The organism is Paenibacillus sp. Leaf72 (genome assembly GCF_001422685.1).
In the GTDB taxonomy this organism is placed as follows: Bacteria; Bacillota; Bacilli; order Paenibacillales; family Paenibacillaceae; genus Pristimantibacillus.
Map to the genome: position 1 here is coordinate 80553 of NZ_LMLV01000030.1, position 24088 is coordinate 104640.

Sequence of the window (24088 nt, forward strand, 5' to 3'; positions counted from 1 at the left end):
AAATATTAATATGAAAGAAACTATTAGTTCAAAGCTATGGAATGATCTATTAAAAAAACTTGAAAAACCAGATTCTTTAAAAGATTTTTTGAATTATTATATAACGTTAACTTCTTGGATAAAAGAAAATGATCATTACTTTAAAGAGGGGATTCTTGGAAATAAGAGACTTAATGTATTGTTGGATCTAAATCCTGAAATATATGTTATTAATAGGCCAGATATAGTTCTTTCAATGGAGCTAGAAAGAAAAAAAACTATTATTCCTAAAAGTAAAGACAGTATTTTAATGTTGTTATGTAATACTTTATGGGAACTAGTTACAATTAAATCTGGGAGAGACTGTGCTAATTGTGATGATGAATTGAGGTATGTCGTTGAGGAAAATGGTTATGAGAAGAAGCAACAATTAGTATTAGAGTGCTATTCCTGCGGATGGACTGAAAATTATGAGGGAATTCCATGTAACGAAAAAGTGGATAAGATTATTCCAGCCAATAAAGAAGATTTAATTAATTTAGGGGTTTATTTTTAAGGTAATGAATTGAAAACTTTGCGACGAATTAAATATTAATTTTTTAATTGTGAGGTATTTTAATTTTCAATTAAAGGCTTATTCTTGCTTAGGAAAATAAGTAGGAATAAGCTTTTTGTTAATAAAGGGAAACGAAAAATCGACGTTACACATAAATGAAATGATAAACTCAAATTTTAAAATAATATATAATTCTGGGTGTTCAGTCCATTTGAGCGCAAAATAAGAGGTTGCTTGGAAGAGGCAATGTATCGAAAGAAGTGACAACAATGGGTGGTCTAGGGGGTTATCGGCCTATTATGTATACAGACGTTACGGCGCATTATAATGCAGCAAATAGTACTCAACCTAATAAAGTATTTGTTGAAAGCTCGATAGTATATTTCAAATTTGCCAAGCAATAAAAATGCCCTAGATGGTGTTACAGTGTTTGGTATATATAAAGGTGTAAGAGTAGGGGGAATTAAAACTAATTGGGAGATTGGAACGATATTTCCTGACAATATGTCGCAACCATAAATTGTAGGAGGTTATTACTTTATGTTTAATGAACAAGTGAGGGCAATCTTAGGGGCACGAGCATTACTTGATGATAATGATCCGAGAATTGAATCTAAATGGGAGGAGTTAACAGAAATACTCAGTAGAGATGAAAATTTAACACTAGGCTTTATACAGGTATGTACTAAAACGGAACTCATGTTTTTAAGTGAAGTTTTTGAGGAGATAGCATATAATTTACAAAGTAAAAGATATATTGAACTATTATATTCATTAGATAAAAGATATCCTGATTTGGATTTAAAGAGACATATAGAAGTTGCTGAGAGCTACATGGATTAATAAAAAGAAATCCTTCATTTTGAAGGAATCTCTAATATACAAAAGGGAAATAAAAACAAGGCATATTCAACTTCATTAAAAGTTGGATATGCTTTGTTTTATATTATTAGATACTTAAACATAGTGAGGGAACAAATAAGGAGATGAGTTCATGGAGATAATAAATAGTACATATTATGAAGGGTATGAAGGTGAAGGAGAGATCCAATTCATAAGATATCTTTCTAATGGTGATAGATATATTCTAAGAATCTGGGATGGATATTTTGATGAAATTATTAGAATAATTAAGCCTGAAGAACACGGATGGACCGGTCTAGCATATTACTACAATGTTGAAGAACCTTGGTGTGAGGAGCCGTGGAGAATTCCGGATATAGATGTAGTACTAAAGCAATTGAAAAAAATAGAATCAGATCAATTGAATAAGGAGGCAAAGGAACTGCTTATTGAGGTTTGTCAAATGCTATTGGTTTCCATGAATCTTAATGAAGATGTATGGATCGTTGATGAATAGCTTGTATTTTGTTGGATAATTACAATATCTGTATGTCATATTCACTATTAAAAGCTTATTCCGACTTGAAAATCTGAGTAGAAATAAGCTTTTTTTAATAAAATGAAGCGTAAAACCGACATCATCATCATTGATAACCGTTATTGTTATGATCCATTAAATCGTGAAGTATTAAAGATTTTTCGGAAAAATGGACGATTATAATTACTGTTTCTCGATCAAACATGAACAAAATATTGAGGACGTTAGATGAAAAAGAATTGAAAATAAAAGGTGGAAGGAGAAATAACCAATGATGGAAGCTATAAAACTGCTACGGGTGATAATATCAAATCAGAAATGCTGGATCAATATACTATTGTAAGAAAGTGAGAATACAGTTATGAAACTTACTCTTGATATAAGTAATGCAGAATTTGACGGGATAGTTGATGTTGATGCAGAAGTTACTCCTACCATATTTCTAAATTTTCCAAGTAATATTAAGGGGACTTATGAGTTTGAACTTATTAATTCAATTATAAACATCTATGATTTTAAAGAACAAATAATAAATCAAGGATTTTGTATAGAGGACGACTCGCTCTTTGTATTTGGAAAAATGAAGGTGCGAATAGAGGGAGTCAAAGGGGCAGATTTTAAGATAACCGAAGGTGATTTTCTTACTGGTCGAAAACAATATCATACCTGGCCGTATACGCTAAATAAGGGAGATATTATTTGTAAATGTGGGGGGAATCTGTCTTTCCTCACTGACAGTTATGTCTCCATTATTATGGTGACTGAAAATAAACCCAAAATCACAATAACTTTTAATACCGAAGAGACGGTTCCAATTGATTTTATGAATAGTAGCAGTATAGAAAATGCACATTTAAATAGAACAAAGTATGAACATACTAGTTCACAAGGGAAATTATTTGACTTCGGCTTTTTTCAAGAATATCTGGGCTCAGGCAGAGAAGTAGTCAAAAGCGAATAGTCTTCCGTAATTTGACGGATTGTAATATAGAAGAGTATTCGGTATTGCTCGAAAAGCAGGAACTGCCATGCCGGAGCAAGTTAGAGTTTTAGATCAAGGACATTGGAAGGAGTAACAGTATGAAAGAAGTATTGATAAATGATTCCTACTATATTGGATTTGAAGGAGAACCTGAAATAGTATTTATGTATGAAAGCCTAATTGGGAGGCACGAGTTAAGACTATGGAACGGATACTTTGAAACCTTTTTAGATTGTTTGTTGGAACAAGTTCCAGTTCAAAATGTAATTTTACATGAATACTATATACATGAAGGTTGGTATGATGAGAGTCCTTGGGAAATCCAGGATGTCGAGGGGGCGCTGCAATTATTTAAATCGTTTGCTGTGCGTGAGTTAAAAGAAGATGAAAACCGAGCTTCAGAAAATATAACTGCTATGCTTCCTTTACTTTCAGTTGATATCATTACTTTTTTAGAGCAGGCAAATGAAAGCGGAAGTAGAGTGTTTATAATTTACGATTAATTAAGGATCTTCTCTCTATAGAAAGAAGAATAGTAATTAAAGGCATGTTCCACTTAATGGGGGATTATAAAAAGAATGAATTAACTATAGCAGATCGAGCCTGAGGCAACATTGTTTTAAAACTTATGAGAACTGAGAGGTGAAATACATGTTTGAAAAACTGGATCGTTTATTGTCAGTTCACACGACAGCGGATTCCTGGTACGATGATGGTTTTATATTTGCAGGTGATATGCTGTCTGAGTTCAGCCCAGAGGATTGGGAGGAATTATCAAGTAAAGCGCTTGCTAAGCCATTAGAATGGCAGAGAAAATTAGCCTATTGTATGGATAGCAGCTGTAATATATATGAACTAAAGATTCTATTATCATTGCTTAACACTGAGGATGAGGAACTTTTTGAAATATGCATAGATACGCTAAGAAGTTTTGCGACTCCGGACAGCAAACAAATGATGACTAACAATCCAATCATACTGGATCGGGTACATGATTTGCTGCCCAAGTCTGGCATAGCAGTAAAGAAAATACTTGAAGACTTTATTGTTAAATTCTATTCGTAAGAAATCAGGCTGTCTTTCTGGCATACATTCGTTTTCATTAAGTGTGAGAAAGGAATAGGAAAATGGTTAAACAAATAATAGAATTGATAACTAATGCGTATTCAAGAAAAGATGATGATATTATAATATTTGCATTAAAGAATTAAAGAATGATTGCAATTTAGAAGAATTAGTAGGTGACTATTATAATCAGCTTATTAGAATGATTCCTTTAGTTAAGGATGAAAGTATAAAGGCGCTTTTAATAGAAACTATTGCTGAGTCTCCTGAGTTTGTTAGAGATAGTGATCGATTAGATGAATATGTGAAACTGATTTCACAAGGTGCAACTAATGTTAAAGGTGCAGCAAGATGTTTAGGTGCATTTACTGCTTCTGGATTTACGAATAATGAAATCTTTCTAAAGATAGCCAGAAACGTAGAAAATGAATTTGCTGTTGAATTACTTGTTTCAATGGGACGTTTTGAATGGGGAGATATACCTGGTGACCTAGTGGCATTTGCTCAGGAAGTCCATAAAGCACAAAGAATAAGAAATCGTTCAGGAGTATTTGCAGCTTTTATATTAATTGTCCATCCTTTAGTTTCAGAATATGCACATATTAGTTCAATGTCCTTTGGATACCCATACAAAGAGGCAGCAGTAAATGATTGGGCATGGGTAACTCCAAAAAGTACAGAAAATATGGTTAGAAGGAAAATAGTCACTCAAAAGGAAGCTGATTTGTTGATTAAATTAGGAGAAATATTGAGTGGTAGTTTAAATGAAGAAGAAAAAGAAAATCTATACAAAGAATTTTTTGGAGAAAAAAATCCGTTTGATGTAATTTTTACTTTGCCTGAGTAGAATAGTAACTAATTGTTTTAAGCGTGACTATGGTGCTTTGTTAGAAACATTTTAATCGAAAATATAAAACTAATATGAATTTATAGGCTTATTCCATGTGAAGAAATTGGAATAAGCTTCTTTATGTCAGAGTGTATTTGAAACATCATAAATGATGATTTTCAAAGAAGTAAATGAACTCTCGAGTTCTTAAAATCCATGGTATCGTTGTGTAGGGTAAGCTGGATAATTACAAAGTATTTACAATGGAGTTGATACTAATTGAAAGAAGTAATCGTTAGTTCAGAGATATTAAACGATATTAGATACATCCCTTGGTTTATTAACTGTGGTAAGGAGGAGAATTTGAGACTATCATGTGCTGTTCAGCACGTTGCTGGATGGGAAGAAGCAGAAGAATATGATGATCTTGTTGAATGGGAAGAAGTAATTACAAACAGTCGAGAAAAACTAGCGGACTTTGTTTTTAAAAAACTTGGCTATAGTGTAAGGGGCTTTAATTCTGTTGACAATCCACTACTTAATAATTAAAGGGGATTTAAAGTTGAAAATAAACGATCCAATTTTTGGTAAACTCGAATATGACTACATTTGGTCTAAGGACGCTACCATTAATTTTTTCGGAAAAGAAGTCGAAGTATCGCTCATTATTGAAGGTGTTGAAGACGGTGAATTTGAGGACGATCAGTATAAGGCATATCAATAGTTTGTAAAAAAATGGGATAAATTGCAGCGCAGCTTTTTACAGCCTATTTTAGAATATTATCAAGAAAAGCGACATGAGCTCGGTTATGATATAGCTTTTGAAGAGAATTATCCTTTGGTAGAAACAACTGATAAAATTCTTGAAATGATTAGTTTGGACGGAATTGTTGTTTCATATGCAGGTATTTATGAAGGCCGAGCTATGGGAATACTTTTTAAATGTACGTGGGATATGGAAAATGGACTAGGACTCCGTTTGTTGGACGAAGTAGTAACGGAAGTTGGCTATCAAGATGTTGCTATTTGAAGGTGAAGAGGCTATCAAGGATTTTGTGTAAATAGGAAACATTTATGTGGAATTTGGAGGAACAGGCCCGTGTATATAAAGCAACAGATATCTACACTTAAAAGAATTCGTTTTCTTGATCAAGAGGATGGAGATATCGATAGGGTTGAAGATATTTTGAATGAGATAGCAACTACTGCAAATAACGAAGCTATTCTTGATTTTTGTACCGTTTTTCATGATTCAATCGAACCATATATTACAAATGATATGATTGAAACTATTTTTATTATAGCTGAGAGGAATGGTCTTCAGGTTGGTTTGCGTAAACTAACCGAAGGAATAACTAGTATGTTGCCTGAGGCTAGATACAGCGTTAATAGAATTTATAAAATGATGTTAAATTCACAAGATTTAATGGATACATATATTTTAGTGTTAAAGGATGCATCCGCGTCAAAAAAAGCAGAAGTGAAAGAAATTTTAAATGAAATAAGCGCTAAGCATCCGGATCTATTTTCTAATAAAGTAAAGTTTGTTTTGGATCAAGTTGATTGATAATTCATCAAATGGATAAATTACTCAAAAACTAGAAAGCAGGGCGAGTTAATGGGGCATTTAACAGCAGCAACTCTCATTGTATTGAACAAAGCTGGATGGACACCCGGGCGCAAGATCTATATAGACTCTACTGTGATCTTTTTAGAGAATAAAAATTTTGAAGTATTTGATTGCGCCAAAAAAGTATTAGAACAGTTTGGAGGATTAAAGTATTTGGTACCTAGTGATGAGTCTGATGATTTTCAAATAGGCCCAGAGTTTTTGAGAGATGGCGTAGAAAGAAAACATTATGCCAGGTATGAAAAAATAATCGGAGAGCCTTTGGTTGTAATTGGTTTAGCCTATGACGAGAATGCAACGATGTTTATATCGGAATCTGGTAAAATTTACGGTGTTAGGGATGATTATTATATTTGGAAGTTTGGTGATCATATTTTTGAAGCACTAAATCATTTATGTGAAGGTCGACAATTAAAAGTAATTAACGAGGTATAGCATTTCTAAATAAATTAACCGATATGCAAATTAATATATAAATTCTCTAACGCTAACAAGGAGAAAGTAACATAAATGGAAAAAATTCAAATCGGAAAAGAAATACGCTCTGCAATCAAGCGTGGAGAAACTCAAAGCGTAATGGAGTTAATAGGGACAAATGCTGAATTACTTCATATGATGACTCCTTTTGGAACGTGGCTTCACGTAGCTGCATCCAAAGGACAGCTTGAAATTGTTAAGCGACTTATAGACATTGGTGCTGATATGAACAAGCAAGGCGGGGTATTTAATGGAGGGGCCATAAATGAAGCCGCCTCAAATGGACATTTTGAGATAGTTAGATATTTCGTAGCTAATGGTGCTGATTTAGATGTAAGTGAGCCAGAGAAAAATCCTTTGTTCGGTGCCATTAGCAATGGACATGTACATATTGCAAAACTCTTAATAGAGAGCGGTATGGATACTAGTGTCAAGTATAGTGGTGAAGTGATGAAAAACACAGATGCCCTAGCTTTTGCGCGTAAAATGGGACAAACGGATATTGTTCATTTATTAATCGATAACAATGAAAATGAAATAGATAACACTAGTGTATTCGAGCAAAATAGTCATGATGAAATCATTAAGCATGTATCCGAATTTTTCGGAGAGACCATGGAAACCATTAGCGAAATTGTGCCCGGAAGCAGAGTAGCCATCAATATCCATATAATACCGCCATCTAATAAAAGAGATTTCGCAACTCTTTTTACAACAGGTATGAGCGATCTGCCTATGGATGATTCCGATGAGGCTAATGATTTTAAATATGCAGAATTGTTACTGAAGCTGCCGTCAAATTGGACCATAAATAAAAAGGCAATGAGTGATTCTAATCAATACTGGCCATTAGGGTGGTTAAGAAAAACAGCGCATATCCCACATATGTATGATGGTTGGTTAACGGATGGCGTTATATTGCCTAATGGAGAACCTCCCCAGCCATTTTCAGCCAATACAAAATTGTCTTGTATGATGGTTTGTAATCCTCAGGAACAAGGTTTGAAAAGTTTATTAGATAAGCAAGGGAGATTAATTCATTTTTATACGTTAGTGCCTATATTTGAAGAGGAAAGAAAGCTTGCTTTGGAAAAAGGGTGCGATTATTTAATCGGCTTATTGTTAGAAAAAGGAATAACGGATGTTCTTGATATTAACAGAGAAAATGTGAGTATTACATGATTGGTGAAGCCCATCGCCGGCATATGACTATATAATGATTTTAAATGCTTCCCGATCAAAATGAATTTCAGGAGGTTTTAATAATAGATAGTCCAGGAACAGTATCACTATGGTTTGGAAAATGTGATAGTGAAGATGAAATGAGACACTATTTAGCAATAAAGTTTGACGAACAAGGTGACAGAATGAAATCGAAGTTTATGATTGATTTCCATTTAGATTTTATAGATTACAACGAAGATTTAGTAGAGTTTACTTATCTTAACCTCCCCACAACTTCCATTGCAGAATTATTGAAAAATGCATCATATTCAGAGAGCATGACAAATGAGCTGGTTGATTTTTATGGGGACGAGTTATCAGAGGAATGTAATGTAGTTATTAGATTATATGATGTCGAGTATGAAGGGGCTGTAGAAGAAGCAATTCTTCATGGCGAAAAAATTGAATTTATGGGTTCTGTTATTTACGAGTGAGACACCTAATGTACTAAGGCGTGTAGGAAACTGTAAGCGAGCCAGATTCTGATCGAAGCCAGCTACAATTGTATTCCGGCTACTACCAGGAATGTTATCCCTCATTAATGTTAACTTTCTACGTAACGAAAGGCAGTTTTATGCCCTTCGTTTCAAGGTGCCTCTCCCTGCACTAAGAAAAATTTGGCGGACACAGCAGCAGCTATTTCAACCGAATCAAGGGTAAAGGCACAGGCTGCGGACACAGGGGCCGCTAATACGCTGCCGTAAGCCATTTTGAAGGGGAATTGAGGGCAATAGCGGATTTCCTGTCCGCTTACGTCCTAAAATTGGGTTAAAAGCCAGAATAGCGGAACCTCAGTCCTCCAAAAGAGCAGGCAGCCTCCCGAACTGCGTGGTGTTAGCCCCAGCCATAGACACCGCCCCAATGATCTCAGTAACAAATGCAGGCTGCGATCCCTTTAGCCATGAATCGTCAGATGAGATTGGCCTCGAATAAGCGCTAAGCAACCAGCAGCAGACCGTCTCCGCTTTGCATACACACCCTAAAACAATAAAATCGAATTCAAAGGAGAATTTATGAAAACAGTAAAAGAATTCTACGATGAACAAATAGCTGAAATAGCTTGGTTTAGCAAGTGTGGGGAAGGGGCGGATTTTACCCTCCATTATGAGTATTCTTGTCTAAATAACTGGAGAGAGGCAGAGAAAAGCCTCAACTCTAGATGGGATAACTTCAAATTAGAAATTAGAAACGGTCTAACCGTAGCTCTGCATAAGGAACATCTTGACGCCTATAGACAGTGGAATAGCATAACAATTGAAGCCAAAAAGCTTTTGAAAAATGGAGTCTTGAATGATATCTCCTTGTACGCCAAAAATAATCATCTAAACGAATCGGTATATGAAAGTGTGGAGTGGGACCTGCTTGCAGCTATGATGGAGCATGCCTATAGCCCTTATATCAAGCCTGGATTTTATACGCAACTGTTAAAAGTATATCAATCAGGTCATATCCCATGCGGCTGGAAAGGAAAATGGCCAGAAGGCCAGTTATTAGTATTTTAGAATTTAGTATTTTAGTGTTTTGGCAATTTATTATTTTAGTGGATTATAGCAAGCTGGCTATTTGTTGATGACAATGAGCTCATTCGGTCTGAAATTCGTAACGATACAGCGTTCATCCTCATAAATGGCAACGCCGCTCCAGAGATCATACGGATACAGGCTCCAGTCGCCCTCGGCAAACGAGGTGACGTAGCAGATAAGCTCGCCGGTCAGCATGTCAAAGCGCCCTAGGTTAAAGGTTCGATCAGCCGTTTGGCATACGACAAGAAATTCGGCTTCACTGCGAATATGGCAAGCCTGCATGCGGGTCAGCTGTCTGGACCAAAGCTTTTTCTTCGGAGATAGCTCCACAAGCTGGAGCCTATGATCCGTATTTCCGTCGTAGAACAACGCTTGTCCTGCGAAAAAAGCTTGCTGCGGCCGCGAACCGGCCTTTTTCTTCATTTTCCATTCGGGCTCATTGCTCTCCAAATTGAAAGCGATAATCTCGCCCGCATAGCTGCTGGAAACCATCAGCTGCCCGTGAAAATGCGGAGCTGCAGCGATCGCCCAGCCGCCCGCATACTTGAATTCATGGGCGATGTCCCATTGGTTTGGGACGATCTCAATGATTTTGGAGCTTCCGGTAGCTGCGAAGTATCTGCCTTGATGCTTTTGAATAGCAGAGTCCAGCCATTTAACCCGATGTTTTCGTTTAGACAGCGTTTTGCCAGTCAACGGGTCAACGGTTTGGATTTCCGTGCCGCGGCAGCAGAAAAGCGTACCGTTGATTAAAGACAGGTTATTGCTATTAAGCTCTTTAAAAGCTTTGGACCAAAGTTCGGCGCCGGTATCCCGATCAAGCGAGCTCCAGCTGTAGCGGGAAGCGATTATGATCCTATTTTCAAACAGAAGAGGGGCTGCGTTGATTTCATCACATAATCCTCCATAATTCGGCAGCGTATAACGCCAGACGATTTCACCAGTCAGCCTATTAACAGCGGCAAGCTCGCCAGCAAGCACTTGGGGCGCTTGCGGCTTATTTTTGTTCAAAGCGACATAAATGATGTCTCCATCTACCGTAAAATAAGACGGCTCACAAAAGTCATCGTTATCTCCAACTAGCGAAATCTGAAATACGTTCATGCTCCACGATCAGTCCTTTCCTATCCATCGAAAATAAGGGGATATTATGAAGTACCCAATAATCGCCGCAGCTTCTCCTCCGTCCCTGATCCTTCCAACGGGGTATAGACGGTGCAGCGCAGGTCTACGCTGCCGAGCACTTGGAAGGACGTCAGCGCGAACAGCATTTTGCTCGTTTTGGAGTGGCGGAATTCGATCGTGACCTCCGGTGAGCGGCTGACCTGGCTGCGCTGCCATAATGCTTCAAATTCAGGATGGAGCCGCGACATTTCCTCGATAAAATGGTCATACCATTCATCGCCCATATATTGGCCGTAATAGGTGCGGAAGATCGCAAGGTAGCCTTCCACGAACGTTTCCCAATTGACGGCCAGACTGCGCAGCTCCTTGCGGGTAAACAGGAGGCGAATCAGGTTCCGCTCGGCATAGGGAATCGATTTGAAATCGACAAATACATGCGCCGCAGCCTCGTTCCAGCCGACAATATGGCAATGCCGATCGGAAATAATCGTTGGACAATAGCGAAGCTCCGTTAAGATCCGCTGCAACGAAGGGCTAAGCTTAAGCTCCTCCTCTTCCAGCTTCAAGCCGCCTCCGCCCGTCCCCGCATGATGGCCAAACGCCAGCCCAAAAATATAGTCGCGTTCATCCGCTGTCAGCAGCAGCGCGCTTGCAATCGACTCCAGCACTTGGGTGGATACATGAATGTTCCGCCCCTGCTCCAGCCACGTGTACCAGGTTGCGCTGACGTTCGCGAGCTGCGCCACTTCCTCCCTGCGCAGTCCCGGCGTGCGACGGCGAATGCCAGCCGGCAAGCCCACTGCCTGCGGCTTAATTCCAGCGCGCTTCGCCTTCAGAAAAGACGCAAGCGCTTCTAGCCGAATACGATCGGACAAAACTCTCAAACCCTTCCCATTACGCTGTTATTTATTATTGTAGTATAGCCAATACTAGGATAAACGACAACTTGTAATAGGATAATTCGTTTGCCATAATACAATCAATCGTGATAAGCAGTTTATTATTGGAAAGCGGGGAACAAATGATGAGTAGAGTCGTTGTGACGGGGCTTGGTGTCGTATCGCCATTAGGAATAGGAGTAGAGACGTTTTGGCAAGGAATGCTTGCGGGAAAATCGGGCATTGGCCCTATCGATACATTCGATGCATCGAACCATAAGACGCATTTCGCCGGTCTGGTGCGGGATTTTAATCCGGAGGAGTTGTTTGGGAAAAAAGAAGCCCGTAAAATGGACCGCTTCACCCAGTTTGGCCTCGCGGCAGCGGAAGAGGCGCTTGCCGATTCGGGCTTGCAGCTGGAGCAGTTGGACCGTGAGCGGCTGGCGGTATATGTCGGCTCTGGCATTGGCGGCCTGCAAACGCTGCAGGATAACGAAGGGCAGCTGCGCCAGCGCGGGCCAGGCCGGGTCAGTCCGCTGCTCGTGCCAATGATGATTGCCAATATGGCAGCTGCGCAAATCAGCATTAGGCTTGGCTCGCTCGGCCCGACGCTTGCGCCAGTAACTGCCTGCTCTGTGGGCAATACCGCCATTGGCGAGGCGTTCCGCCTCATTCGCGGCGGCTGGGCGGACGTTGTGTTTGCCGGAGGCTCAGAGGCAGCCGTAACGGATATTGCGGTTGCAGGCTTCGGCAATGCGACCGCGATTTCAACTCGCAACGAAGAGCCGGAGCGGGCAAGCCGTCCTTTTGACAGCGGCCGGGATGGCTTTGTGATGTCGGAGGGAGCGGGCATTATGGTGCTGGAATCGCTTGAGCATGCGCAAAGCAGAGGAGCACGCATTTATGCAGAGGTAGTAGGCTATGGAGCGACCTCGGATGCTTATCATATCGTAGCGACCCCGCCTGATGGAGATGGGGCCTACCGGGCAATGAAGCTTGCGCTGCAGGAAGCGGGACTAGCACCTGCGGATGTGGATGTGATTAGCGCGCATGCCACTAGTACTGATGTTGGCGATCGCTCGGAGGCTTCGGCGATTCGCCGCTTGTTTGCAGCCGATGGCAAGCAGCCGCCAGCTGTCACGGCGACGAAGTCGATGCTGGGGCATATGCTCGGGGCATCGGGAGGCGCCCAGGCGATTGCCCTCGCCAAAGGCTTGCAGGAAGGCGTCATTACGCCGACGATCAACTACGAGCAGGCGGACCCGGCCTGCGGAGATTTAGACATCGTAGCGAACGAAGCGCGCCGTGCAAATATAAAGGTCGGCCTCACGAACTCCTTCGGCTTTGGCGGCCATAATGCGGTCATTGCGATGCGCAAATTTGAGGAGTAACCATAAACACTAGGAGAAATATTCTAAATGAACAGCTGTAGCGCAAGGTCAAGCTGAGCTTCTATATGATTTTTTTGTTCCCCCAATGAGCAGCGGCTGAATCGCCTGCTGCTCATTGGGGGCTCTTTATTTCTTCAAGCATTCATCCGCATAAATTGGGGGATAAGCACATTCAGCTCTTTAATAAAAGCTTCGCAAGCGAGCGATTGCTTCTTTTTGGCATGCAGCCAGTAAAAATCGACGGGATGCTCGACCTGAAGCGGGATCGGAACGATATGCCCGGTCATGACGTAAGGGTCATTTTTCAAGGAAATATCCAAATAAAAGCCGATGCCGAGTCCCTCGCTGATGACCCGTTTAGAAACCTCGGAATGCTTGGAATGAAAAATTTCCCGGCTCGTGCCATACGCCTGAAGCTCCTCCTTCATACGCTCCGAGGTGCTGATAATCGAATGCTTCCCAATTTCCTCCATGGAAAGGCTCTCTTTGTAGGCCAAAGGCGACTTGCCCCCAACGCATGCCATAATTTTGCATGTTAAAAACTTTTCGGCGACCAGATTTTTAAAGGACATTTCCTCCGGCGTTCCAATAAGTCCCACATCCCAATCTCCGCTCAACAGCCGTTCTTCTATTTCGCTCGGATGGCTTTCTGTAATTTCCAGCTCAACAAGCGGATATTTCTCCGAGTAATGGGTGAGCAGCTTGGGCAAAAAGCTGGTGCAAGCCCCGAAGGTCGCCCCGATGACAAGCCGTTCGTTCAGAAGCGAGCTGTTCAGCTTGGCCGTCTCTGTGAAGTTATCCCAGCGCGACAAAATATCCTCAGCCATCTGAATCAGGTTATTGCCCACAGCAGTCGGGCGGGTTCCCGAGCGGGTGCGGGTAAAAATCGCCAGGCCGATCTCATTTTCCAAGGCGGCTATCGAGTTGCTGATGTTGGGCTGCGACAAGTGAAGCTTCTCCGCAGCCAGAGTAATGGAACCGCTATGCGCTACCTCGACTAAATATCTCAATTGTTCAATACGCATATTAGATCACCTCTTCTGTCATAAGCTCGGGTTATGGAAACATTGTTTTTATATATTTTACATTGTAATTAGGAATGTGTAACATTTCAATTAATAAATCCTTGCAATCCAATCGGAAATTACAAAATTACGATAAGGCTTAAGACTGTTAACAGGAAAACGCAAGACTGGCAGCCATTCAGCAGCATGACATTCATTAGAGAGGTTGTGAAAAATAGTTATGGGAGACAAACTTGCTCCTTTCCGTTTTGCCAAAAGAGTGCCGCAGCAGGCGCCGATGGGGGCGGCGCAAGCGTCCAATCGCACCGATGTCGTTCCGTTATCCTACGGCTCTCCAGCATCGGCCTCATTTCCCTATGATGCGCTCCAGCAGGCGGCATCTGATGCCATACAAACGCAGGGCCACGCTGCCCTGCAATATTCGGGAGCGGATGGCCCGGCTGTCGTTCGACAATGGATTGCCGAGCGATCCGTCTTGCGGGGAATCCATGCCGCTCCGCAGGAGGTGCTCGTCACCTACGGCTCAGGGCAGGCGATCGATTTTGCTTGCCGGGCTATTTTGGAGCCGGGGGATCACGTCTGGGTAGAGGCCCCAACCTTCTTCGGTGCTCTGAATACGTTTCGCTCCAGCGAGGCGGTGCTTACCTCGTTCCCCATTGATGAGCAGGGCCTCAGAGTCGATTTGGTGGAGGAAGCGCTTGAGCAGTCGGCCCGTGCAAATTTGCCGCTTCCGAAGCTGCTGTACTGCATTCCGAATTATCATAATCCGGGCGGAATCAGCTTATCCCTTTCCCGCCGCAAGCGCCTTGCCGAGCTGGCGTTGGCCTATAATTTTTTCATTCTGGAAGATGATGCTTACTCGGAGCTGAATTTTGGAGCTGTCTATTTGCCAGCTATTTATAGCTTTGCCCCGCAAAGAACGATTTACTTGGGCACATTCTCAAAGACGATTGCTCCAAGCATAAGGTTGGGCTGGGCGATCGCGTCGCAGGATACCGCAGGCAAGCTGGGCTCCTTCTTTCATGGAAGCCGGGCCAGCGCATTTACCCAGCAGATTATCGGAAATTTACTAAGCGGCTATTCGCTTGAGACGCATATCGAGCAGCTCATTGCCCGATACCGGGAGCAGCGTGACAGCATGCTTGCTGCACTGGACAAGCATTTAAATGGAGTGGTGGAATATGCGGTTCCCGAAGGCGGATTTTTCGTCTGGCTTCGGTTTAAGGAAGAGGTGGACACCGGGGAGCTTGTAACGTATGCCACTGAGCGCGGAGTCAGCTTCATTGATGGTCGGCAGTTTTATTTATCGCCGGAGGACGGTAAGCGCTACGCCAGATTATCGTTCAGCTACTGCGAGGGGGAGGTGCTTGAGCTCGGCATTATCCGGTTAGCTGAAGCGTATCAGGATTATCGGGACGATCAGGCAGCTCAAACCGTTTGAAAAGCTTGAAAAATTTAAAAAGCATACAAAGTATAAGTTTTGACACAGAATTTACTACATCCAAAGGCGGCGTTTCAGCCAGCAAATCAGGAGGAATTATAAATGAAAGCAAAATGGACAACTAGAATGAGCTATTTAATTTTTGCAGCTATGGTGCTGCTGCTAGCGGCATGCGGCAGCCAGCAGCAGGAAGCGGCGGGTACGAATGCTGCGGCTTCGGCAGAGGTAGCCGCTGCACCTGCAAGTGCGGAGCCGACTTCATCATCTGCTGCGACGGAGCAAGATGCAGATAAATACAAAGGCGTTGTCGTCCACCTTGAGGGCAGCCAGGTCGGCCCCATGATCGTAGGCAAGGAAAAGGGCTGGTTCGCGGAAGAGATCGGCAAATACGGCGCAACCGTCGAGTTTCAGACGCTTGCAAGTGCGTCGCAATACAATGAGGCATTGGCGGCGGGCAGACTGGATATCGTCCGTACAGGCTATATTGGCACAATTACAGCTCAAGCGGCCGACATTGCCTTCAAGTCCATTGCCGAAGGCAGCAGCGGAGCGCCTGATGCGATTCTTGTTCCGCAGGCAAGCGGCATTCAATCCATTAAAGATTTGAAGGGTAAAACGATCGCTGTTGCGAAAGGAAGCAGCTCATGGGGCTTGCTCCAGCATGCGCTCAAGAAAGAAGGCATTTCGCCAGATGATGTCAAGCTGGTCAACCTTCAGCCTAGCGACGCACAGGCGGCGTACCAAGGCGGACAAGTTGACGCTTGGGTTATTTTTGAACCGTACCGGAGCCAGGAAACGAGCAGCGGGTCATCCCGAATCGTAGCCGAGTCGTCCACAATCGGCTTGTTTACCCCGGGCTATGTCATTTCTCGAACAGAATTCGCGGACCAATATCCTGAGCTTGTAGAGGCTTTTCTCAAAGCCTACCAGAAATCAATTGACTGGCAAAAAGCGAATTTGGACGAGGCGGTTGCCCTGAACGCCAAAATCAAAAATGTGAGCGAGGATACAATTCGGGCATCCATGGCGAATCCAAGCTCTGAGCCGACAAATCTTCCGATTTCGGAGGAAGCGACGAAATTTCAGCAGGAAACGGCCGACCTCATGTTCGAACTGGGTGAAATTAAAACGAAGGTTGATGTGTCCAAAGTTATTGATAACACCTTCATTACGAAAACATTGGCAGATATAAAGGCAGCAGTGAATAAATAATGCAGGATGGAAGTGGCAATGACATGAAGCAATTGAACGAACAAATGAACCTGGGCGCCTTTGTGTTTACTTTTGGCCATCATTTTGCGGCCTGGCGCCATCCGGGTACGGATACGAATGAAATCATTAGTATGGATTTTTACAAGGAATTGGCGGCAAGCGCGGAACGCGGCAAGCTGGATATGCTGTTTCTGGCGGATTCCGGATCAATCCCGCTGAGCGATGCGGAATCGAGCGCCCGCTTCGTCTACCCGGAAGCGACTGCCGTGCTTGGCGCGCTCGCTGCGATCACGGATAAAATCGGCATTGCGGCAACCGTATCTACGACATTCAATGATCCTTACAATGTCGCACGTCGGTTTTCGACGCTGGATCATCTCAGCAAAGGGCGCGCCGCCTGGAATGTGGTCACCTCGACCAAGGAGGGAGACGCGCTGAATTACAGCATGGAGAGGCTGCCGGAGCATGGCAGCAGGTATGATAGAGCGCGGGAATTTTTAGATGTAACGAATGCGCTATGGGATAGCTGGGAGGATGACGCCCTTCTATGGGACAAGAAAGCAGGCTTGTTTGCTGACAAGGAGAAGGTGCATCTGCTGGAGCACCGCGGCGAGTCCTTCTCGGTGCTGGGGCCGCTTAATATTCCAAGGTCTCCGCAGGGACGCCCGGTCATTATTCAGGCAGGGACTTCCCCTGCTGGATCACGGTTCGCAGCAAGCGGGGCGGATGTTGTGTTTACAGCATGCGAGGATAAAGAAGAATCGATCCGCTTCTATAAGCATGTGAAGGGGCTGCTTCCCGAATTCGGGAGAGAGGCAAGCGATGTGAAAATATTGCCCGGCCTGATGTATTTTGTAGGTGCGACCGAAGCCGAGGCAAAGGCGAAGGAAGAGGAGTTTTACGAGCTGATATTGCCATCCGCAGGCGTCACGTATTTATCACGAATGCTGAATGTGGATTTATCGGGCTATTCCATTGATGAGCAGCTGCCGGATATCCCGCTTGAGGGCAATACTAGCCGGGCGAAAATCATCGTGGAGACGGCGCGGAGAACGAAGCAGACGATTCGCGAGCTTGGCTTGCATTTTGCCGTAGCCCGTGGACATATGAAGGTGCGAGGCACGCCGGAGCAAATTGCCGATGTCATGGAGGATTGGTTCCGCAGCGCAGCCTGCGACGGCTTCAATATTATGCCGCCGCTACTGCCGGGGGGCATGGGAGAATTTGTCGATCAGGTCGTTCCCGTCCTGCAGCGCAGAGGCTTGTTCCGCACCGAATACGCGGGAAATACGCTGCGGGACCACCTGGGGCTCCGCCGTCCAATCAGCCAGTTCGCAGCAACCGTCAATACGGCGAAGGAGGGATAGCTGAAAATGAGCGATACGCCAAAACAATTAAAGCTGGGCTTGTTTATTCAAAGCACGGGGCATCACGCCGCTGCATGGAGGCATCCTGAGACGGCTACGCTCCAAAGCCACAACGTTCGCTATTATCAACAGCTTGCCAAGACGGCAGAGCGAGGGAAGTTTGATCTGATGTTTCTGGCCGATGATCTCGCCGTTCCGCTGCCATACAAATCGGCCTTGACCGACCGCTATGGCAAGCTGGAGCCGCTGACGCTGCTGTCGAATCTGGCTGCTGTAACGGAGCATATCGGCCTCGCGGCTACCTTCTCGACTACCTTTAATGAGCCCTATCATGCTGCGCGCAAATTCGCATCCCTTGATCATATTAGCGATGGCAGGGCGGCCTGGAACGTCGTAACGTCGGCGCTGAATGACGAAGCCCACAATTTTGGCCAGGATGAAATTCTTGATCATGAGCTTCGTTATGAGCGGGCGGATGAATTTTTCCAGGTGGCGTCCGGTTTATGGGATAGCTGGGATGAGGATGCGGTGCAGGCGGATAAGGAGAGCGGCGAGTATTTTGACTTGGATAAAGTACATGTGCTGAACCATCAAGGGACATTTTTCTCCGTACAGGGGCCGCTGAACGTAGCCCGTCCCGTGCAAGGGCGTCCGGTCATTATTCAGGCGGGATCATCCGGGACTGGGCAGCAATTCGCGGCAAAAAATGCCGATGTCGTATTCACGGTGCAAAATCAGTTGGACAGCGCAAAGAAATTTTATAAGCAAGTAAAAGAACTCGCGGAAGCAAACGGCCGCTCCCGTGATGACATTAAAATAATGCCCGGCTTGTTCCCTATTATAGGGGACACACAGGAAGAAGCCGAAGCGAACTACCAGCAGCTTCAACAGCTGGTGGACCGCAAAATCGGTACTGCCTTGCTAGGCGGCGTATTCGATAATATTGATCTTTCGGGCTATGGCGACGACGAACCGTTCCCAGAGCTGCAGGAGGCTGGCGGCACTCGCAGCCGTTTTCAGCTGGTGATGGAGACGGCTAGAAGAGAAGGCTTGACGGTGAGGGAAGTCTATTTGCGGTTTGCTTCGGCAAGGGGTCATCTTACCGTGATTGGAACGCCCGAACAAATTGCGGACCAGATGGAAGTATGGCTGCGCGAGGAGGCGGCAGATGGCTTTAACATTATGCCGCCCTACATGCCTGGCGGACTGGATAGTTTTGTAGAAAAGATTATTCCGGTGCTTCAGCGGCGCGGCTTGTTTCGCACGGAATATGAAGGCGGCACCTTGCGCGAAAACTTGGGGCTGCGTCGTCCTGCCAGCCGCTATGCCCGGCAAGAAAGCGGCGTGGACGCATGAGCGGCAGCGGCAAGCTGGAATTGATTGCGGTGGACAAAACCTTCAGGGCGGAAAAGCAGAATCATGTGCTCGCTGACATTCATTTGAGTCTGAGTCCCGGCGAATTTGTTACCATCATCGGGCCGAGCGGCTGCGGCAAAAGCACATTGCTCAAAATTATCGCCGGACTCGATGCCGATTACGAGGGTTCCGTGCTGCTTGGTGGGGTCGATACAGGCAAGCCCAGCCGCGACAAAGGGTTTATTTTTCAAGAGCATCGCCTTTTCCCGTGGCTTACGGTGGAGCGGAATATTGCTGCTAATCAATCGCTAAGAAATAAAGAGGTTCGCGGGCAGGTGGATGCGATGATTAAGCTGGTGCGTTTGGAAGGGTTTGAGAAGGCGTATCCGAAGGAGCTGTCTGGCGGGATGTCCCAGCGGGTCGCTATTGCAAGGGCACTTATGCAAAGCCCGCAGGTGCTGCTGCTGGATGAGCCCTTCGGCGCGCTCGACGCCTTCACCCGCACGCATATGCAGGAAGCACTACTGGACATTTGGCGCAATAATCGGGCGACGATGCTGCTCGTCACTCATGATATCGACGAAGCGGTTTTTTTATCCGAAAGAATCGTAGTTATGGATGCTCGGCCAGGGCGAATCAAGCAGATTGTTCGCAATGATTTGCCCTATCCGCGCACGCGGCATAGCCAAGGCTTTCAAGAGCTGCGTTCTCAAGTCATGCGAGTGCTGGAGAAGCAGGAGGAGCCAGAGGAAAACTGGGTCATTTAAAGCTAGAGGCATCGTGATACCAACATGAAGGAGATAATATGAAACAATCAGGAAAATGGTGGAAAGGGGCTGTTATCCCGGTCTGCGTGCTGCTTCTATGGCAGTGGGCGTCTTGGTCGGGAGCGGCAGACCCTAAGCTTTTTCCAGCACCAAGCTCCATTTTTGGGGATCTGTTCGCGATGCTCCTTTCAGGGGAATTGTACTATCATATCCGCATTAGCGTCGTGCGCGCCGCGCTCGGCTTTTTACTGGGCGGGAGCTTGGGGCTGCTTATTGGCTTATTGGTTGGCATGTATGTAAAAGTCGAGGAATTGGTTGATCCTACCGTACAGATGCTGCGGACCGTGCCTTTGCTCTCAATTACTCCTTTGTTCATTTTGTGGTTTGGTTTTGGCGAGCTGTCCAAGGTGCTGTTGATTGCAATGGGTGCGTTTTTCCCGCTGTATGTGAACACCTTTCTCGGTGTCAGGGGTGTCGATAAAAAGCTGTTCGACGTAGCGCGCGTGCTTGAGTTTAGCCGTTACAAGCAGGTGACGAAGCTGATGCTCCCCGCCGCCTTGCCCAACGTGTTGCTGGGCCTTCGCCTATCGCTCAGCATAGCATGGCTGTGCCTCGTTGTAGCTGAATTAATGGGAGCCGACAGCGGCGTCGGCTATCTGATTCAGGATGCCAGATCGTATGTGCGGACAGGCGCCGTGTTCGTTGGCATTTTCGTGTTTGCCGCTGTTGGCAAGCTGGCCGACTCAGCCGTACGATTGCTGGAGCGCAGACTGCTGAAGTGGCAGGATAACTACCGGGGATAATGCAAAAAAACAACCCATACCGCTCATTCGTCCCGCAAATCAGTTATAATAAAACGATAGCAAGCGGAAAATACGGCCCTTCGGAGCTGGAGACGAAAAGGACGATGAGAGATGGGAAGAGAGCTGGTAATCGGGCTTGATCTGGGGACAACCAGCGTGAAAGCTTGTATTTTTGATCGAAACGGCCATTTGGTCGCAGATGTGGAGAAAATGAATACGTTCTACTACCCGCAGCAGGGCTGGGCGGAGCAAAGCCCGGTGGAAATCGAGCGCTCGGCCGTGCTCGCTATTAGAGAAGCGATTGAGAAGGCGAAGGTAGAGGAAGGCGAGCTGCTGGCGCTCGGTTTTTCGGCGGCGATGCATGCGATTCTGACGCTTGACGCAGCTGGCAATCCGACTTCTCCGGCGATTATTTGGGCGGATGGAAGAAGCGCGGGCCAGGCGGAAGCGCTGCTGGAAGCAAGCGGGGAGCAGGTGTACAAGGCGACGGGAACGCCGATTCACCCGATGACGCCGCTCATGAAGCTGCTGTGGATGAAAGAAAATAACTATGAGCCTTATGAGCAAGCGAGCTATTTTATGTCGATTAAGGAATATTTGCTTTACTGTTGGTTCGGACAACGCAAAATCGATTATGCGATGGCTTCGGCAACCGGCTTATTCAATCCAGCGAAGCTGGACTGGGAGCCAGAGCTGCTGGCGTTAACGGGCATTTCAGCAGCACAGCTGTCCGAAATCGTGCCGCCAACGGAAATTCTCTCGGGGCTGAATGCGGATATTGCTGCGCAAATGGGCGTCTCAAGGGACTTGCCGTTCGCGATTGGATCTGCGGATGGGCAGCTGTCGAACCTCGGCATTGGCGCGATTCTTCCCGGCGAGGTTGCCGTATCTGTTGGGACGAGCGGGGCAATCCGCCAGCTCACGCATCAGGCGAAGGTGAGCGATAGCCGCGAGACGTTCTGCTACTCTTTTACGAAGGACACGTATATCGTCGGCGGCCCGACGAACAATGGCGGCATTGCGCTGCAATGGCTGAAGGACACGCTGAATTATGAGGGCGGCTACGAGGCTTTTCTGGCTGAGGCTGAAAAGATTGCTCCCGGCGCGGACGGCCTGCTTTTCCTGCCGTATTTGAACGGCGAACGGGCACCGCTGTGGAATCAGCGGGCGAAGGGCAATTTCTACGGCTTAACGATGACCCATGAGCGGGCACACTTAATTCGCGCGGTGCTTGAGGGTGTAACGTTCAACCTGTATCAAATTGGCAAGGCGCTGGAGAAGCTGGCGGGCGCGCCGCAAAAAATGTATGTGAACGGCGGGCTGTCCCGCTCGCCGCTCTGGCTGCAAATGATGGCGGATATTTTCGACGCCGAAATATACGTTTCGGAAAACCATCATAGCGCCGCATGGGGCGCCGCTTGGACTTCACTAGTAGCAACTGGCTATGCGAGCTCCTATGAGGAAATTAAGCAGCATATTCCAATGGACAAGCCTGTTGTGCCGAACCCGGAGATGAGCAAGCGCTACAAAGAAATTTATGCGAATTATGAAAAGCTGGCGAAGACGATGGCAGCCTTTTTCTAAAGGGCAGCCTAATCATTAAGCCGCGCCATTTAATAGGCGGGCAGCCGCCAATAAAACAAGCCCCGGCAGCGGTAATAAATCGCTATCGGGGCTTGTTTTATTATTTAAACATAAGCATTAGCCGTTTACGCTTTATTCAGCGAATAGCTGTAGGTATAGCTTTTGCCATCGAGGGCGCTGCGATAGGAGAAGCTGAGGACGCCTTTGGACGTTTCGCCAGTGAAAGCAAGCTCATCGCCATAATAAGGAATGTCGTTCTTTTCCGCATATTCCTGCTCGGCAGCAGACAAGAACTGTTTATAAAGAAGCGTAGCGTTGCCCGTCTTCAAATCGACTAAAGTAAGCAGCCCTGTTTGGTTAGGACGAATAATTAGGTAGCCTTGGCCCATGCCTAGCACGGCATACACTTCATCTTTGCCACCCAGCTTGGGAAGATCATATTCCTCCAAAGTGGCTCCGCTGCTGTCCAGCAGAGATAACGTTTTGCCGTCCGTCAGCAAAGGGTTGTTGTTCATGGCGACGATGTTAGGCTCATAGCGCTTGAAGTATTTCGCAGCAGCTTGCTTGACCAGCTTATGATCTTTAATATAAGCGGCGTGGGATTGGAACTGAACGCTAGGCTCGCCATAGTTGAAGAGAATGGATACCATAAGGCCGCTGGTCCCGATTGCTTTAGTTGAAAGGCCCCAGTAGCCGGCGATGTCTGCATCCAGCTTAAGCTTGCCCGCAAGCTGGGGAATATCGGATTTGCCAAGCGCCGTATACAGATTGCCAGTTGCCGTATCTAGCCATGCTGCGCCGGATTGCAAGCTGCCACCCGTTTGATAAGTGACCTTCTGGTTAATCCCTACTGTGTTATCGGCCTGTTTCCAAGTCACGCTTGCCCCAATGGATTCCGAGAAAAAGCGCAGCGGTACGTAGACATGGCCTTTAATCACTTGAAGCGGGGTGTTCAGCTTGATCTGCTTGCCGTTGTTGATCGCCTCCGTGGACCCGACCTTCAACGTAACCAGATGTCCCGGGTAGCTCATCGTGACGGCTTTGGCGGCTGCGTCCCAAGACACTAGGGCTCCTAGCAGCTCGCCAACCTCACGAAGCGGCATATACACCGAGTTTTGTGATATAAAAGGAGCTGCTTCGGTCACATAGGAGTTTCCGTTCACCTTAAGCGTTATTTTCTTGGCGGCTGGTGCAACTGCCGCCGCTGTTATGTAATCGCTGCTGCTTGCTGGAAGTGCTGCTGATGCAAGAGGCGCTCCCATTAACGAAGCTGCGAGGCTGATTGCTGGAATGACTGTAAAAGCAGTGCGTAAACGTTTCATCCTTATTCCTCCTATTTAAGGTCGTTGCTATTGCTATGCCTTCTAAGCTTAGTCTAAAATTAAAGACGCAGCCACACTACAAATAGTTACAATTTTGGCTGAATAAAATTCGATTTAGTTGTCTAACGTGATGAAGGAATTGACATACTCCAAGTGGAATTCATGTATAAT

Annotated in this window: 25 protein-coding genes and 1 pseudogene; 22 read left to right on the forward strand and 4 right to left on the reverse strand. The window is 45.4% G+C overall.

Going from position 1 to position 24088, the window contains the following annotated elements; all coding sequences use genetic code 11:
- Positions 1-10 precede the first annotated feature (10 nt).
- From ASF12_RS21600 to ASF12_RS21665, 14 genes and pseudogenes are all read left to right on the forward strand, one after another.
- Positions 11-535 (forward strand): hypothetical protein, encoded by a 525-nt coding sequence (locus ASF12_RS21600; protein WP_056039348.1) that lies wholly within the window; start codon positions 11-13, stop codon positions 533-535.
- A gap of 540 nt (positions 536-1075) precedes the next feature.
- Positions 1076-1378 (forward strand): hypothetical protein, encoded by a 303-nt coding sequence (locus tag ASF12_RS21605; protein WP_056039351.1) that lies wholly within the window; start codon positions 1076-1078, stop codon positions 1376-1378.
- 151 nt (positions 1379-1529) lie between these two features.
- Positions 1530-1895: a hypothetical protein gene (locus ASF12_RS21610; RefSeq protein WP_056039357.1), complete on the forward strand. Its 366-nt coding sequence runs from the start codon at positions 1530-1532 to the stop codon at positions 1893-1895.
- A gap of 382 nt (positions 1896-2277) precedes the next feature.
- Positions 2278-2877: a hypothetical protein gene (locus ASF12_RS21615; RefSeq protein ID WP_056039360.1), complete on the forward strand. Its 600-nt coding sequence runs from the start codon at positions 2278-2280 to the stop codon at positions 2875-2877.
- Between the two features lie 119 nt (positions 2878-2996).
- Positions 2997-3401 (forward strand): hypothetical protein, encoded by a 405-nt coding sequence (locus ASF12_RS21620; protein ID WP_056039363.1) that lies wholly within the window; start codon positions 2997-2999, stop codon positions 3399-3401.
- Between the two features lie 148 nt (positions 3402-3549).
- Entirely contained in the window at positions 3550-3963 is a 414-nt protein-coding gene (locus tag ASF12_RS21625) for a hypothetical protein (protein ID WP_056039367.1), read from the forward strand.
- Between the two features lie 202 nt (positions 3964-4165).
- Positions 4166-4810 carry a hypothetical protein gene (locus ASF12_RS21630; protein ID WP_235533242.1) on the forward strand — a complete coding sequence of 215 codons (645 nt, stop codon included), beginning with the start codon at positions 4166-4168 and terminating at the stop codon, positions 4808-4810.
- Between the two features lie 261 nt (positions 4811-5071).
- On the forward strand, positions 5072-5341 hold the full coding sequence (locus ASF12_RS21635; RefSeq protein ID WP_056039371.1) for a hypothetical protein: 270 nt from the start codon (positions 5072-5074) through the stop codon (positions 5339-5341).
- A gap of 13 nt (positions 5342-5354) precedes the next feature.
- Positions 5355-5822 (forward strand): annotated as a pseudogene (locus ASF12_RS21640) (DUF6985 domain-containing protein).
- 69 nt (positions 5823-5891) lie between these two features.
- Entirely contained in the window at positions 5892-6359 is a 468-nt protein-coding gene (locus ASF12_RS21645; RefSeq protein ID WP_056039373.1) for a hypothetical protein, read from the forward strand.
- Between the two features lie 51 nt (positions 6360-6410).
- A complete protein-coding gene (locus tag ASF12_RS21650; RefSeq protein WP_056039377.1) occupies positions 6411-6857 on the forward strand; it encodes an SUKH-3 domain-containing protein in 447 nt (148 codons plus the stop codon).
- A 75-nt stretch (positions 6858-6932) separates the two neighbouring features.
- Positions 6933-8081 (forward strand): suppressor of fused domain protein, encoded by a 1149-nt coding sequence (locus ASF12_RS21655; protein ID WP_056039380.1) that lies wholly within the window; start codon positions 6933-6935, stop codon positions 8079-8081.
- A 44-nt stretch (positions 8082-8125) separates the two neighbouring features.
- Complete coding sequence (locus ASF12_RS21660; RefSeq protein WP_235533243.1) at positions 8126-8557, forward strand: immunity 22 family protein; 432 nt, start codon at positions 8126-8128, stop codon at positions 8555-8557.
- A 579-nt stretch (positions 8558-9136) separates the two neighbouring features.
- Positions 9137-9625 (forward strand): hypothetical protein, encoded by a 489-nt coding sequence (locus tag ASF12_RS21665; RefSeq protein WP_056039382.1) that lies wholly within the window; start codon positions 9137-9139, stop codon positions 9623-9625.
- Between the two features lie 57 nt (positions 9626-9682).
- Here ASF12_RS21665 and ASF12_RS21670 read toward each other — a convergent pair whose 3' ends face one another.
- Positions 9683-10750, reverse strand: coding sequence for an outer membrane protein assembly factor BamB family protein (locus ASF12_RS21670; RefSeq protein ID WP_056039387.1), 1068 nt, complete (start codon positions 10748-10750; stop codon positions 9683-9685).
- Between the two features lie 44 nt (positions 10751-10794).
- Complete coding sequence (locus tag ASF12_RS21675; RefSeq protein ID WP_056039390.1) at positions 10795-11646, reverse strand: helix-turn-helix transcriptional regulator; 852 nt, start codon at positions 11644-11646, stop codon at positions 10795-10797.
- A gap of 149 nt (positions 11647-11795) precedes the next feature.
- Here ASF12_RS21675 and fabF point away from each other — a divergent pair, with 149 nt between their 5' ends.
- Positions 11796-13040: a beta-ketoacyl-ACP synthase II gene (gene fabF, locus ASF12_RS21680; RefSeq protein ID WP_056040094.1), complete on the forward strand. Its 1245-nt coding sequence runs from the start codon at positions 11796-11798 to the stop codon at positions 13038-13040.
- Between the two features lie 134 nt (positions 13041-13174).
- Here the strand turns inward: fabF and ASF12_RS21685 are convergent, their stop codons facing one another.
- Complete coding sequence (locus ASF12_RS21685) at positions 13175-14065, reverse strand: LysR family transcriptional regulator (protein WP_056039393.1); 891 nt, start codon at positions 14063-14065, stop codon at positions 13175-13177.
- 220 nt (positions 14066-14285) lie between these two features.
- Between ASF12_RS21685 and ASF12_RS21690 the strand changes: the two genes are divergently transcribed.
- The 7 genes from ASF12_RS21690 (at position 14286) to ASF12_RS21720 (ending at position 22595) form a co-directional block, all read left to right on the forward strand.
- The gene (locus ASF12_RS21690; RefSeq protein ID WP_056039396.1) at positions 14286-15506 is read left to right on the forward strand and encodes an aminotransferase-like domain-containing protein; all 1221 of its coding nucleotides are present in this window, start codon (positions 14286-14288) and stop codon (positions 15504-15506) included.
- A 102-nt stretch (positions 15507-15608) separates the two neighbouring features.
- Positions 15609-16718, forward strand: a complete 1110-nt coding sequence (locus ASF12_RS21695) for an aliphatic sulfonate ABC transporter substrate-binding protein (protein ID WP_056039399.1) — start codon at positions 15609-15611, stop codon at positions 16716-16718.
- Positions 16719-16741: 23 nt separating this feature from the next.
- Positions 16742-18085 (forward strand): LLM class flavin-dependent oxidoreductase, encoded by a 1344-nt coding sequence (locus ASF12_RS21700; protein WP_056040097.1) that lies wholly within the window; start codon positions 16742-16744, stop codon positions 18083-18085.
- A 6-nt stretch (positions 18086-18091) separates the two neighbouring features.
- A complete protein-coding gene (locus tag ASF12_RS21705; protein ID WP_056039403.1) occupies positions 18092-19441 on the forward strand; it encodes an LLM class flavin-dependent oxidoreductase in 1350 nt (449 codons plus the stop codon).
- The gene (locus ASF12_RS21710) at positions 19438-20208 is read left to right on the forward strand and encodes an ABC transporter ATP-binding protein (RefSeq protein WP_056039406.1); all 771 of its coding nucleotides are present in this window, start codon (positions 19438-19440) and stop codon (positions 20206-20208) included. Before ASF12_RS21705 ends, ASF12_RS21710 begins: the two co-directional genes overlap by 4 nt.
- Before the next feature lie 38 nt (positions 20209-20246).
- Positions 20247-21011 (forward strand): ABC transporter permease, encoded by a 765-nt coding sequence (locus ASF12_RS21715; protein WP_056039409.1) that lies wholly within the window; start codon positions 20247-20249, stop codon positions 21009-21011.
- 111 nt (positions 21012-21122) lie between these two features.
- Positions 21123-22595, forward strand: a complete 1473-nt coding sequence (locus ASF12_RS21720; protein ID WP_056039412.1) for a gluconokinase — start codon at positions 21123-21125, stop codon at positions 22593-22595.
- Between the two features lie 125 nt (positions 22596-22720).
- Here the strand turns inward: ASF12_RS21720 and ASF12_RS21725 are convergent, their stop codons facing one another.
- Positions 22721-23917, reverse strand: coding sequence for a copper amine oxidase N-terminal domain-containing protein (locus ASF12_RS21725; protein WP_056039415.1), 1197 nt, complete (start codon positions 23915-23917; stop codon positions 22721-22723).
- Positions 23918-24088: the final 171 nt, after the last annotated feature.

What these genes read in the sequence shown, in the direction of transcription:
- ASF12_RS21700 (WP_056040097.1), top strand. Translation starts at nt 16,742, where the DNA reads ATGAAGCAATTGAACGAACAAATGAACCTGGGCGCCTTTGTGTTTACT.
- ASF12_RS21630 (WP_235533242.1), top strand. Translation starts at nt 4,166, where the DNA reads ATGATTCCTTTAGTTAAGGATGAAAGTATAAAGGCGCTTTTAATAGAA.
- ASF12_RS21710 (WP_056039406.1), top strand. Translation starts at nt 19,438, where the DNA reads ATGAGCGGCAGCGGCAAGCTGGAATTGATTGCGGTGGACAAAACCTTC.
- ASF12_RS21715 (WP_056039409.1), top strand. Translation starts at nt 20,247, where the DNA reads ATGAAACAATCAGGAAAATGGTGGAAAGGGGCTGTTATCCCGGTCTGC.
- ASF12_RS21600 (WP_056039348.1), top strand. Translation starts at nt 11, where the DNA reads ATGAAAGAAACTATTAGTTCAAAGCTATGGAATGATCTATTAAAAAAA.
- fabF (WP_056040094.1), top strand. Translation starts at nt 11,796, where the DNA reads ATGAGTAGAGTCGTTGTGACGGGGCTTGGTGTCGTATCGCCATTAGGA.
- ASF12_RS21695 (WP_056039399.1), top strand. Translation starts at nt 15,609, where the DNA reads ATGAAAGCAAAATGGACAACTAGAATGAGCTATTTAATTTTTGCAGCT.
- ASF12_RS21720 (WP_056039412.1), top strand. Translation starts at nt 21,123, where the DNA reads ATGGGAAGAGAGCTGGTAATCGGGCTTGATCTGGGGACAACCAGCGTG.
- ASF12_RS21605 (WP_056039351.1), top strand. Translation starts at nt 1,076, where the DNA reads ATGTTTAATGAACAAGTGAGGGCAATCTTAGGGGCACGAGCATTACTT.
- ASF12_RS21610 (WP_056039357.1), top strand. Translation starts at nt 1,530, where the DNA reads ATGGAGATAATAAATAGTACATATTATGAAGGGTATGAAGGTGAAGGA.
- ASF12_RS21615 (WP_056039360.1), top strand. Translation starts at nt 2,278, where the DNA reads ATGAAACTTACTCTTGATATAAGTAATGCAGAATTTGACGGGATAGTT.
- ASF12_RS21705 (WP_056039403.1), top strand. Translation starts at nt 18,092, where the DNA reads ATGAGCGATACGCCAAAACAATTAAAGCTGGGCTTGTTTATTCAAAGC.
- ASF12_RS21655 (WP_056039380.1), top strand. Translation starts at nt 6,933, where the DNA reads ATGGAAAAAATTCAAATCGGAAAAGAAATACGCTCTGCAATCAAGCGT.
- ASF12_RS21620 (WP_056039363.1), top strand. Translation starts at nt 2,997, where the DNA reads ATGAAAGAAGTATTGATAAATGATTCCTACTATATTGGATTTGAAGGA.
- ASF12_RS21685 (WP_056039393.1), bottom strand. Translation starts at nt 14,065, where the DNA reads ATGCGTATTGAACAATTGAGATATTTAGTCGAGGTAGCGCATAGCGGT.
- ASF12_RS21670 (WP_056039387.1), bottom strand. Translation starts at nt 10,750, where the DNA reads ATGAACGTATTTCAGATTTCGCTAGTTGGAGATAACGATGACTTTTGT.
- ASF12_RS21690 (WP_056039396.1), top strand. Translation starts at nt 14,286, where the DNA reads ATGGGAGACAAACTTGCTCCTTTCCGTTTTGCCAAAAGAGTGCCGCAG.
- ASF12_RS21625 (WP_056039367.1), top strand. Translation starts at nt 3,550, where the DNA reads ATGTTTGAAAAACTGGATCGTTTATTGTCAGTTCACACGACAGCGGAT.
- ASF12_RS21660 (WP_235533243.1), top strand. Translation starts at nt 8,126, where the DNA reads ATGCTTCCCGATCAAAATGAATTTCAGGAGGTTTTAATAATAGATAGT.
- ASF12_RS21725 (WP_056039415.1), bottom strand. Translation starts at nt 23,917, where the DNA reads ATGAAACGTTTACGCACTGCTTTTACAGTCATTCCAGCAATCAGCCTC.
- ASF12_RS21665 (WP_056039382.1), top strand. Translation starts at nt 9,137, where the DNA reads ATGAAAACAGTAAAAGAATTCTACGATGAACAAATAGCTGAAATAGCT.
- ASF12_RS21650 (WP_056039377.1), top strand. Translation starts at nt 6,411, where the DNA reads ATGGGGCATTTAACAGCAGCAACTCTCATTGTATTGAACAAAGCTGGA.